Below are 11722 nucleotides of genomic sequence, written 5' to 3'. Positions count from 1 at the left end.
TTTTGTATACGACCCTGGGTGGGGCCCTCCCCGCCGCCGGGCCCGGCCGGGGCACGCCCCGCACCCTGTGGGGGGCCTCCCCCGGGCCGCGAGGCCTGCTAGTGGATCACCGGGCAGACCCCGGTGGTGCCGCCGGGGAAGAAGTTGGGCACCTGCTCCTCCTTGTCGTAGTACCGGTGGAACACCGGGGTCAACGACCCGGACATCGGCGGGACGATCCACGACCAGTCGGCGGGGCACTTGCGGCCCGCCGCCTCCTCCTTCTGCACGTGGGTGAGGAAGCGCTGGGACTCGGTGTGGTGGTCGGTGATGGTGACGCCCGCCTCCGCGAACGAGTGCAGCACCGCCCGGTTCAGCTCGACCAGCGCCCGGTCGCGCCAGAGCGTCTGCTCCGACGAGGTGTCCAGGCCCATCCGCTTGCCCAGGTACGGCAGCAGGTCGTAGCGGTCGTTGTCGGCGAGGTTGCGGGCGCCGATCTCGGTGCCCATGTACCACCCGTTGAACGGGGCCGACGGGTAGTCGATCCCGCCGATCCGCATCCGCATGTTGCTGATGACGGGGACGGCGTGCCAGCGCAGGCCGAGCTTGGCCAGCCACGGCAGTTCCGGGTGGCTCAGCGGGACCTCCAGCACGGCGTCCGGCGGGAGGTCCACCATGCCCGTGTCGGTGTCCGCGGTCTCCACGAGCACCGGCAGGACGTCGAAGGGCCCTCGGGTCCTCGGCGGCTGCCAGCCGTGGGTGATCGCCAGGTCGGTGAGTTCGAGGTTCCGGCGGTCGCCTAAAACGCCGCCGTCCGGTCCGCGGTAGGCGGCGTACCGGATGAGCTGCTCGTTGCGGATGCGGGGACCGGGGTGGCCGGGTTCGTCGGGGGCGAACACGGACATGACCGGGCGGATCTTCCCCGCGTTGGTGGCGAGCCGGAGGTGCTCGACGCACTCGTCCGCCACCTCCTTGGGGTCGCGGAGATCCCGGAGGTCGCGCACCTTGAGGCTGCGCCAGTAGAGCCTGCCGATGCAGCGGGCGCTGTTGCGCCAGGCAACCCTGGCGCCGAAGGTCAACTCGGTGGTGGTGTGCCGGTAGGTGCCGGTCGCCGCGATCTCCGCGTGCACTTCGGCGAGTCGGTCCTCTACCGGGCCTAGGTCATGGTTTTCCTCGTGGTGCAGCCGGACGAACGCCTCTGCCTCGGCGATGTCGACCTCGGTCACCGGTGGGGCGACCGCGTTCTCGACGAGCGACGGGGGGAGCGGCATCACGTCTTCCGGACACGTGGGGACGGGGGCCATGGCGGGACACCGTAATTGCACTTTCGTGGTCGGTGCACCGCCGTGCCGGTCACCGGGTTGAGCCAACGAGGCACCCGCGGTGGACACCGTCGGTGCTTGATCCGACAAGCGGGTGATCAGAGCTGCGATTACGGGTGGTGTCGCAATCGTTACCCCTTGGAAGCCTCACGGTTACCCGTGTTCAAGATCACATCGAATCTTCACGCGTTCCGGTGACATTCTGGCCTTGCGAGACGATGGACCCCGCGTTCATCTCCCGTTCACCAACCGGCATACTCGCCGGATCATGATCAACTTCAGTGCCGAGCTCTACCTGCTCATCTCCCGCTTCGCCCAGTCCACCCCCGAATGGGTGCACTCGTTCGCCGATTTCGGCACGGACGCCGGTCTGCTGCTCTTCTTCGCCCTCTTCGGGTGGCACGCCTGGCGCACGCGGGGGACGCCGGAGCACCGGCTCGCCCTGGTCGCCCCGCTGGCGGTGATCGGCGCCTACCTCGTGAGCGAGGTGACCAAATCGCTCATCCGGGAGGACCGCCCCTGCCGGGCCGTGGCGGGCGCCGCGCCCATCGCCGAGTGCCCCGCCGTGGGCGACTGGTCGTTCCCCAGCAACCACGCCACGATCGCCGCCTCGTGCGCCATCGTCCTCACGGTGCTGTGGCCCAGGCTCGCCCCGGCGGTGATCCCGCTGGCGATGCTGATGGCGTTCTCGCGGGTGTTCGTCGGCGTGCACTACCCGCACGACGTGGCCGCCGGGTTCGTCGTCGGCAGCACGGTCGGCCTGCTCCTCGCGCTGCTCGCGGTCAGGCTGGTGGGGCCCCCGGCCCCGGTGGCTCCCGCACCGCGGGAGCTGGTGGCGTCCAGGCGCTGAACCGGGTCGTCCCGGACACCGCGACCCTCGGCGGGACCGAGCGCGGTGCGCGCCGCGACGGCGACGGGGTTGCGCGGCCTGCGCCGGTCGGGGTGCCCGCGGGGTAAATCGGTGGCGGGCTCCCCGGCCCGTCCCTATCGTCGGCCGCATGGTTTCACCGTTCTTCGTGTTCTACCTCTGAGTTCGGCCACGGCTCGGCGTGCGCGCGCACGCCGTCCTCGACGTGCCCGAAATCGCTCGCCTTCCGGCTTGAGCACCAGACCCGCGAGCGCGCCCGCTCCGTTCGGCGCGCGCTCGCACAGTCACGAGGTGAACCGTGCGCACAACGCTGCCCGAAACCCGTCGCGTCCAGCTCCGGGCCGACGACGTGGGCAAGGGCTTCGAAGCCCGGCCCGTCCTGTCCGGCGTCTCCCTCACCGCGTCCGCGGGCCACCGCCTCGGCGTGATCGGCGAGAACGGTCGCGGCAAGTCGACCCTGCTCCGCCTGCTCGCGGGCGACCTGGACCCGGACACCGGGTCGGTGACCCGGCACGGCTCGGTCGCCGTGGCCGCCCAGGAACTCCCCTTCGCCGACGGCGACACCGTCGGCACCGTCGTCGACCACGCGCTCGCCGCCGCCCGCCAGGCGCTGGCCGAACTGGACGACGCCGCCGTCGCCCTGGCCGAGGCGGGCGGGGACGACCGCTACGCCGCGGCGCTGGCCGAGGCCGAACGCCTGGAGGCGTGGGACGCCGAGCGCCGCGCCGACCTGGCGCTGGCCGCGCTGGACGCCCCCGCCGACCGGTCCCGGCCGCTGGCCGAGCTGTCCGTCGGGCAGCGCTACCGGGTGCGGCTGGCGTGCGTGCTGGCCGAGCGCGCGGACATCCTGCTGCTCGACGAGCCGACCAACCACCTCGACGCGTCGGGCATGGCCTACCTGACCGCCCGGCTGCGCGAGCACCGGGGCGTGGTCGTGCTGGTCAGCCACGACCGGACGCTGCTGGACGAGGTGTGCACCGCGCTGCTGGACCTGGACCCGAACGCCGACGGCGAGGTGGTGCTGCACGGCGGCGGTTACTCGGCGTTCAAGGCGGCGAAGGCCGCCGAGCGGGCGCGGTGGGAGCAGCGGTACGCCCTGGAGTCCGCCAGGGACGCCGTGCTGCGCGAGGAGGTCGCGGCGGCCGAGGCGCGGCTGATCACGTCGTGGCGGCCGCCCAAGGGCGCCGGGAGGCACAAGCGCGCGACCCGCGCCCCCGGCCGGATGCGCAACGTCGCGCGCCGCCTGGACGAGCTGACCGGGCAGCGGGTGCCGAAACCGCCGGAGCCGCTGCGGTTCGCGGGCCCCGACCTGGCGGCGGGTCCGGACGAGGTGCTGCTCAGCGCGTCCGGCGTGACCGTGCCGGGTCGGCTGCGGCCGCACCCGGACGTCGCGGTGGCCGCGGGCGGCAGGCTCGTCGTGTCGGGAGCGAACGGCACGGGCAAGTCGACGCTGCTCGCCGTGCTCGCGGGTCGGCTGGCACCCGCCACCGGCGTGGTCCGGCACGGGGCGCGCACCCGGATCGGCCTGCTGGCGCAGGAGTCCGACTTCCCCGACGCGTCCCGCAGCCCGGTCGACCTGGTGCGCGACCCCGAACCGCTGAGGGACCTCGGTCTGCTGCCGGACGTGGACCTGACCCGGCCCGTCGGCAGGCTCTCGACCGGGCAGCGCAGGCGGCTGTCGCTGGCGCTGCTGCTGCTCGCGTCACCGCACGTCCTGCTGCTCGACGAGCCGACGAACCACCTGTCGATCACGTTGGTGGACGAGCTGACGGAGGCCATCCGGGTGACGTCGGCGGCGGTCGTCGTGGCCACCCACGACCGGCGGCTGCGCCGTGACCTGCACGACTGGCCGGAGCTGGAAATCATCTGAAAACAATGTTCTTCACGCAGTCGTAAATCTTCTGTAGCTTGTGAAATAGGTCCATTACGCACTGGGAGGTGTGCAAGTTGACCGAGACGATTTCCACGACCCTGCCCATGACACGGGACAACCCGTTCGACCCGCCCGCCGAGTTGGGCACCCTCCGCGGGGAAACGCCGATCACCCGGCTCAGGTTCCCCGACGGGCACCTCGGCTGGCTCGTCACGAGCCACGAGCTGGTCCGCGAGGTGATGGGCGACCGCCGGTTCAGCGCGCGGTCCGAGCTGCACCACAGCCCGATGAAGCGCGGTGACGGTCCGCCCTCGCAGCGGCCGCCCGCCTCGCCGGGCATGTTCATCGGGATGGACGCGCCCGACCACACGAAGTACCGCAAGCTGCTCACGGGCCAGTTCACCGTGCGGCGGATGAACCTCCTGTCCGAGCGCATCGAGGAGATCGTGCTCGCCCAACTCCGGGAGATGCGGGAGCAGGGCACCTCCGCCGACCTGGTCACGGCGTTCGCGCTGCCCGTGCCGTCGCTGGTGATCTGCGAGCTGCTGGGCGTGCCGTACGACGAGCGGCACGTGTTCCAGGAGGACACCGCCACGGCGCTCAAGCTGGAGACCAGCGTCGACGAGGCCATGGCGGCGTTCGAGCGGATCAAGGACTTCATCCGCGACCTGGTGCGGCGCAAGCGGGTCGAGCCCGGCGACGACATGCTCAGCGGCCTGATCGCGAGCGGAGCCGACCTCGACGACGAGGAGATCACCGGCATGGGGGTGCTGCTGCTGATCGCCGGCCACGAGACCACGGCGAACATGCTGGGGCTCGGCACGTTGACGCTGTTGGGCAACCCGGAGCAGCTCGCCGCGCTGCGGGCCGACCCGTCGCTGGTCGACAACACCGTCGAGGAGCTGCTGCGGTACCAGACGATCGTGCAGTTCGGCACGCTCCGCACGGCGCTGGAGGACGTCGAGGTCGGCGGCGTGACCGTGAAGGCGGGCGAGTCGGTGTCGCTGTCGCTGCCCGCGGCGAACCGCGACCCGGAGAAGTTCGAGCGCCCGGAGGAGTTCGACGTGCGGCGGCCCGCGGCGGGCCACCTGAGCTTCGGCCACGGCGTGCACCAGTGCCTCGGCCAGCAGCTCGCCCGCATCGAGATGCGGATCGGCTACGCGGCGCTGTTCCGCGAGTTCCCGACGCTGCGCCTCGGCGTGCCGGTCGAGGAGGTGCCGCTGCGCACGGACATGGGCATCTACGGCGTGCACGCGCTGCCGGTGGAGTGGTCATGAAGGTCGAGGCCGACACCGCGAAGTGCTGCGGGTCCGGGATGTGCGTGCTGACCGACCCGGCCGTGTTCGACCAGAGCGAGGACGACGGCACGGTCGTCGTCCTCGTCCCGGAGCCCTCCGAGGACCACCACGCGGCGGCGCGGGAAGCGGCGGCGCTGTGCCCCGCGGGCGCCATCACCGTGCACGAGTGATCACCCCGGTGCCCCGTCCGGAGTAGGGACGGGGCACCGGACCACCCTTCCTGACCTGCCCGAACCCCTTTATAGGGGCCGTTTAGGGGCCGTCAGGGGTGTCGTCCGCGCCAGCCCCGTCACTAGCTTTCGACAAGCGATCTGGGCCGGGGAATTGTCGTGCGGGCTTCGTGAAAAGGGTGGCGCTGAATGTCCAACGAGGAGAAGCTCCGCGACTACCTCAGGCGGGTGACCGCCGACCTGCACAGCACGCGCCACCGGTTGCAGGAGGTGGAGAACTCGGGCCACGAGCCCATCGCGATCTTGGCGATGGGCTGCCGCTTCGCCGGGGGCATCGGCTCGCCGGAAGAGCTGTGGGACTTCGTCGTGGACGGCAAGGACGCCGTCGCGCCGTTCCCCACCGACCGCGGCTGGGACCTGGAAGCGCTGTACCACCCCGATCCCGACCACCAGGGCACCTCCTACGTGCTGGAGGGCGCCTTCGTCGACGGGGTCGCCGAGTTCGACCCGAGCTTCTTCGGCATCTCGCCGCGCGAGGCCGTCACGATGGACCCGCAGCAACGCCTGCTGCTGGAGACCGCGTGGCACACGTTCGAGCGCGCGGGGATCGACCCGCACTCGTTGCGCGGCAGCCGGACCGGGGTGTTCACCTCGACCAACGGCCAGGACTACATCTCGAACCTCCAGGGCGAGCTGCCCGACGGGCTGGAGGGCCACGTCGGCACCGGCACCGCGGCGAGCATGATCTCCGGCCGCCTGTCCTACACGTTCGGCCTCGAAGGACCGGCCGTCACGGTCGACACCGCGTGCTCCGGCTCGCTGGTCACGCTGCACCTCGCGGTGCAGGCGCTGCGCAACGGCGAGTGCGACCTGGCGTTGGCGGGCGGCGCGACGATCATGACGTCCCCCGGCGCGTTCATCGACTTCAGCCGCGCCCGCGGCCTGTCGTGGGACGCGCGCTGCAAGTCGTTCGCGGCCGGTGCCGACGGCACGAGCTGGGGCGACGGCGTCGGCCTCGTGCTGGTGGAACGGCTGTCCGACGCGCAGCGCAACGGCCACCAGGTCCTCGCCGTCGTGCGGGGCATCGCGGTGAACCAGGACGGCGCGTCCAACGGCCTCACGGCCCCGAACGGGCCGTCGCAGCAGCGCGTGATCCGCCAGGCGCTCGCCGACGGGCGGCTGTCCGCGATGGACGTCGACGTCATCGAGGCCCACGGCACCGGCACGAAGCTCGGCGACCCGATCGAGGCGCAGGCGTTGATCGCGGCCTACGGCCCGGAACGCGAGACCCCGCTGTTGCTGGGCTCGGTGAAGTCCAACATCGGCCACACGCAGGCCGCCGCCGGTGTCGCCGCGGTCATCAAGACCGTGATGGCGCTCCAGCACGGGATCGTGCCCAAGACGCTGCACGTCGACGCGCCCTCGCCGCAGATCGACTGGAGCTCCGGCGCGGCCGAGCTGGTGACCGAGACGCGGCCGTGGCCCGAGACCGGCCACGTCCGGCGCGCGGGCGTGTCCTCGTTCGGCTACAGCGGCACGAACGCCCACGCGATCCTGGAGCAGGCGCCCGAAGCCGTCGTGGAGGCGGTGGAACGCCGTGACCTGCCGATGGTGCCGGTGGCGCTGTCGGGCAAGACCGAGGACGCCGTGCGCGCCCAGGCCCGCAACCTCCTGGAGTGGCAAGGGGACCTGGCCGACCTCGGGTTCTCCGCCGCGACCACGCGGGCGCACCTGGACCACCGCGCGGTGGTCGTCGCCGAGGACCGCGACGACCTCGTCGCCGGGCTCCGGGCGCTCGCGGACGGCGGACCTCTGGCGGCCGAGGCCGTCGAGGGGCGGCTGGCGGTGCTGTTCACCGGCCAGGGCAGCCAGCGGATCACCATGGGGCGGCAGCTGCACGCCGCGTTCCCCGTGTTCGCCGAGGCGTTCGACGCCGTGTGCGAGCGGTTCGACCCCCGCCTCGCGGAGGCGCTGACCGACGCGGACCTCTTGAACCGCACCGAGTTCACCCAGCCCGCCCTGTTCGCCGTCGAGGTGGCGCTGTACCGGCTGGTCGAGTCCTGGGGTGTCGTCCCGGACTTCCTGGCGGGCCACTCGATCGGCGAACTCGCCGCCGCGCACGTCGCCGGTGTGCTGTCGCTCGACGACGCCACCACGCTCGTCGCGGCCCGCGGCAAGCTGATGCAGGCGTTGCCGACCGGCGGCGCGATGATCGCCTTGCAGGCCACCGAGGACGAGGTGCGGCCGCACCTCACGGACCGGTGCTCGATCGCCGCGATCAACGGCCCCCGGTCGATCGTCGTCGCGGGTGACGAGGACGCCGTGCTCGCGGTCGTCGGCCGGTTTTCCGACCGGAAGTCCAAGCGGCTCACCGTGTCCCACGCGTTCCACTCCCCCCGCATGGACGGCATGCTCGCCGAGTTCCGCGCGGTGGCGGAGACGCTCGACTTCCGGCCGCCGACCATCTCGATCGTCTCCACGCTGACCGGCGAGCTGGTCACGGACGCCGAGATCACCTCCCCGGAGTACTGGGTCCGGCACGTCCGCGAGGCCGTCCGGTTCGCCGACGCGGTGCGGACCCTGGAGGCCGACGGCGTCACGACGTTCCTGGAGCTGGGTCCCGACGGCGTGCTCACCGCGATGGCGGCGGAGAGCACGACCAAGGCGCGGCTGGTGCCCTCGTTGCGCAAGGACCGCGACGAGGTGCGCGCGATCGTGACCGCGCTGGGAGCCGTGCACGTGGCCGGGGTGCCGGTCGACTGGGCGGGCTACTTCGCCGGGTCCGGCGCGCGCCGGGTCGAGCTGCCGACCTACGCCTTCCAGCGCGAGCGCTACTGGTTCGACGGCGGCCACGCCGCGCAGGACGTGACGTCGGCGGGCCTCGGCTCGGCCGACCACCCGCTGCTCGCGGCGGTCCTGTCCGCGCCCGGCGGCGGCACGCTGTTCACCGCCCGCCTCTCGCTGGCGGGCCACGCGTGGCTCGGCGACCACGTCGTCTCGGGCAACGCCGTCGTGCCGGGCACCGCGCTGGTGGAGCTGGCGATCCGCGCGGGCGACGAACTCGGCTGCGGCCACCTGGAAGAACTGCTGCTGCAAGCCCCGCTCGTGCTGCCGGAGCAGAACGCGCTCACGCTGTGCGTCTCGGTCGCCGAGCCGGACGCCTCGCTGCGCCGGACCGTCACGATCTACACTCGCCAGGACGCGGCCGAGTGGACGACGCACGCCGTCGGCGTGCTCACCGAGGAGCACGTGCCCGCGGGCTTCGACCTCGCGACGTGGCCGCCCTCGGGGGCCGAGCCGATCGAGCTGGGGGCCGTCTACGACGACCTCGCCGCGTCCGGGCTGGCCTACGGTCCGGTGTTCCGCGGCCTGAAGTCGGCGTGGCGCTCCGGCGAGGACCTCTACGCCGAGGTCGGCCTGCCGGACGGCGAACACCGCTCGGCCGCCCAGTTCGGCGTGCACCCGGCCCTGCTGGACTCCGTGCTGCACGCGCTGGCGCTGGACGCGGGCGACCGCGAGAGCGGGTCGCTGCCGTTCTCCTGGAACGGGGTCAGCCTCTACGCCTCCGGCGCGACCACGCTGCGGGCGCGGATCTCCCCCGCCGGGCAGGGCGTCGCGATCAGCGTCGCCGACGGCGGCGGCGCTCCCGTGGCGCGGATCGACTCGTTGGTGCTGCGGCCGATCGGCGGGATCAAGTCCGGCGGCGGCAAGTCCGACTCGCTGTTCCGCGTCGACTGGACCGCGCTCTCCCTGGAGGGCCAGGAGAACGCCGCCCAGCCCGTCGTGCTGCTCGCCCCCGACGGCGACCCGCGCGAGGTGACCGGCCGCGTGCTGGCCGACCTCCGGGAGCACCTGGCGGGCGACGCCGTGCTCGTGGTCGTCACCCGCGGCGCGGTCGCGGTGCTGCCGGGCGAGGACGTGACGAACCTGGCCCACGCCGCCGTCTCCGGACTCGTGCGGGCGGCCCAGTCCGAGCACCTGAACCGGGTCGTGCTCGTCGACACCGACGCGCCCGAGTCGCTCGACGCGGCCGCGGTGGTCGCGAGCGGCGAGGGCGAGGTGGCGCTCCGTGGGGGCAAGGCGTTCGCGCCGCGCCTGGTGCGGGCGTTCGCCGGGACCGTGCCCGCGTTCGACGGCGACGGCCCGTGGCGGATGGACTTCACCGAGCAGGGCACGGTCGACAACCTGATCACCATCCCTTGGCCGGACGCGACCCGCGACCTGGAGCCGCACGAGGTGCGGATCGGCGTGCGCGCGGCGGGCGTGAACTTCCGCGACGTGATGAACGCGCTGGGCATGTACCCCGGCGACGCCGGCCTGATGGGCCTGGAGGCGGCGGGCGTCGTGCTCGCCGTCGGGTCCGGTGTGGACGGTCTCGCGCCCGGCGACCGGGTGATGGGCATGATGGACGCCGCCTTCGGGCCGGTGGCCGTGGCGGACCACCGGATGGTGTGCCCGATGCCCGCGGGCTGGTCGTTCACCGAGGCCGCGGGCGTGCCGCTGGTGTTCCTGACGGCCCTGTACGGCCTAGGCGACCTGGCGGGGCTCCGCTCCGGCGAGTCGGTGCTGATCCACGCCGCCGCCGGTGGTGTCGGCATGGCCGCCACGCAGGTGGCCCGCAAGCTGGGCGCGGAGGTCTACGGCACCGCGTCGACCGGCAAGTGGCACGTCCTGCGCGCGGCCGGGATCCCCGAGGACCACATCGCGTCCTCCCGCACGACCGAGTTCGAGCAGCGGTTCACCTCCGCCACCGGCGGTCGCGGCGTGGACGTGGTGCTGGACGCGCTGTCGGGCGAGTTCGTGGACGCGTCCCTGCGGCTGGTCGGCCTCGGGGGCGGCGGCCGGTTCGTGGAGATGGGCAAGACCGACGTCCGCGAGGTCGACGAGGTCGCCAACCAGTACCCCGGAGTCCGCTACCGAGCGTTCGACCTGATCGAGGCCGGTCCCGACCGGATCAAGGAGATGCTCTACCAGCTGTACGACTGGTTCTCCGCGGGCGACCTGCGGCCGCTGCCGGTCACGGCGTGGGACCTGCACCGGGCCCCGGAGGCGTTCCGCTACCTCGGGCAGGCCAAGCACGTCGGCAAGGTCGTGCTGACCATCCCGGCGAAGCTCGACGGCACGGTCCTGATCACCGGCGGCACCGGCGGTCTCGGCGCGGAACTGGCCCGCCACCTGGTGGGCCAGGGCGTTCGACACCTCGTGCTCACCTCCCGCCGTGGCCTGGACGCGCCCGGCGCGGCCGACCTCGTGGCCGAACTGGACGCGCAGGTCGACGTGGTGGCGTGCAACGTCTCGGACCGCTCGGCCTTGGAAACCCTCCTGGCCGGCATCCCGGACCTGTCCGGTGTCGTGCACACGGCGGGCGTGCTCGCCGACGGCGTCCTCGAATCCCTGACGCCCGAGAGCATCGACGCGGTGTTCGCGCCGAAGGTCGACGCCGCGTGGCACCTGCACGAGCTGACCCGTGACCGCGACCTGGCGGTGTTCGTCCTGTTCTCCTCCTCCGCGGGCCTCCTCGGCTCGCCGGGCCAGGGCAACTACGCCGCCGCGAACACCTACCTCAACGGCCTCGCCGCCCACCGCCGGGCGCACGGCCTGCCCGGCATCGCGCTGACCTGGGGCCTGTGGGACCAGAGCGCGGGCATGGGCGCGGGCCTGTCGAAGGTCGACCTCGCCCGCATGGCCCGCGCCGGGATGCCCGCGCTGGCGATGCGGGAGGGCATGGCGCTGTTCGACGCCGCGCTCGTCCTCGACGAGCCGGTCACCGTCCCGATCAAGCTCGACCTCGGCTCGCTGCGGTCGTCCAAGACCGACCTGCACCCGGTGCTGCGCGGTCTGGTCCGGGTCCCGGTCCGCCGGGCCGCGGCCGGGAGCGGCGCGGAATCCTCGCAGTGGAGCCAGAAACTCGCCTCGCTGAGCCCCGCCGAGCAGGACGAGCTGCTGCTGGACATGGTCCGCGGCCAGGTCGCCGTGGTCCTCGGCTTCTCCTCCGCCCAGCAGGTCCAGGCCGGCCGCGGACTCGTCGACATGGGCCTCGACTCGCTGTCGGCGGTGGAACTGCGCAACACCCTCAGCTCCGCCACCGGCCTGCGCCTCCCGGCCACGGTCGTGTTCGACTACCCGACCCCGCAAGCGCTCGCGGGCCACCTCCGCGTCGAACTGGTCGACGCGGCGGACGCCACCCCGGACCAGGCCGTGGCGGCGACCGG

General features: G+C 72.8%; 6 protein-coding genes. 5 read left to right on the top strand and 1 reads right to left on the bottom strand.

Features of this window, described 5'->3' with window-relative positions:
* Nucleotides 1–98 precede the first annotated feature (98 nt).
* Complete coding sequence (locus tag ACFWW9_RS43760; RefSeq protein ID WP_390389153.1) at nt 99–1283, bottom strand: nitric oxide synthase oxygenase; 1185 nt, start codon at nt 1281–1283, stop codon at nt 99–101.
* Nucleotides 1284–1569: 286 nt separating this feature from the next.
* Here ACFWW9_RS43760 and ACFWW9_RS43755 point away from each other — a divergent pair, with 286 nt between their 5' ends.
* The 5 genes from ACFWW9_RS43755 to ACFWW9_RS43735 all read left to right on the top strand — a co-directional run.
* The gene (locus tag ACFWW9_RS43755) at nt 1570–2151 is read left to right on the top strand and encodes a phosphatase PAP2 family protein (RefSeq protein WP_390389151.1); all 582 of its coding nucleotides are present in this window, start codon (nt 1570–1572) and stop codon (nt 2149–2151) included.
* Between the two features lie 316 nt (nt 2152–2467).
* Complete coding sequence (locus ACFWW9_RS43750) at nt 2468–4039, top strand: ATP-binding cassette domain-containing protein (protein WP_390389149.1); 1572 nt, start codon at nt 2468–2470, stop codon at nt 4037–4039.
* 77 nt (nt 4040–4116) lie between these two features.
* Nucleotides 4117–5319, top strand: a complete 1203-nt coding sequence (locus tag ACFWW9_RS43745; RefSeq protein WP_390389147.1) for a cytochrome P450 — start codon at nt 4117–4119, stop codon at nt 5317–5319.
* Nucleotides 5316–5510, top strand: a complete 195-nt coding sequence (locus ACFWW9_RS43740) for a ferredoxin (RefSeq protein ID WP_390389144.1) — start codon at nt 5316–5318, stop codon at nt 5508–5510. The genes ACFWW9_RS43745 and ACFWW9_RS43740 overlap by 4 nt, the downstream gene beginning before the upstream one ends.
* 189 nt (nt 5511–5699) lie before the next feature.
* Nucleotides 5700–11722: SDR family NAD(P)-dependent oxidoreductase (locus tag ACFWW9_RS43735; protein WP_390389142.1), on the top strand; the 6023-nt coding region annotated here is incomplete at its 3' end.

The organism is Umezawaea sp. NPDC059074 (assembly GCF_042738955.1).
In the GTDB taxonomy this organism is placed as follows: domain Bacteria; phylum Actinomycetota; class Actinomycetes; order Mycobacteriales; family Pseudonocardiaceae; genus Umezawaea.
This window is presented reverse-complemented; position numbering and strand designations above follow the sequence as displayed.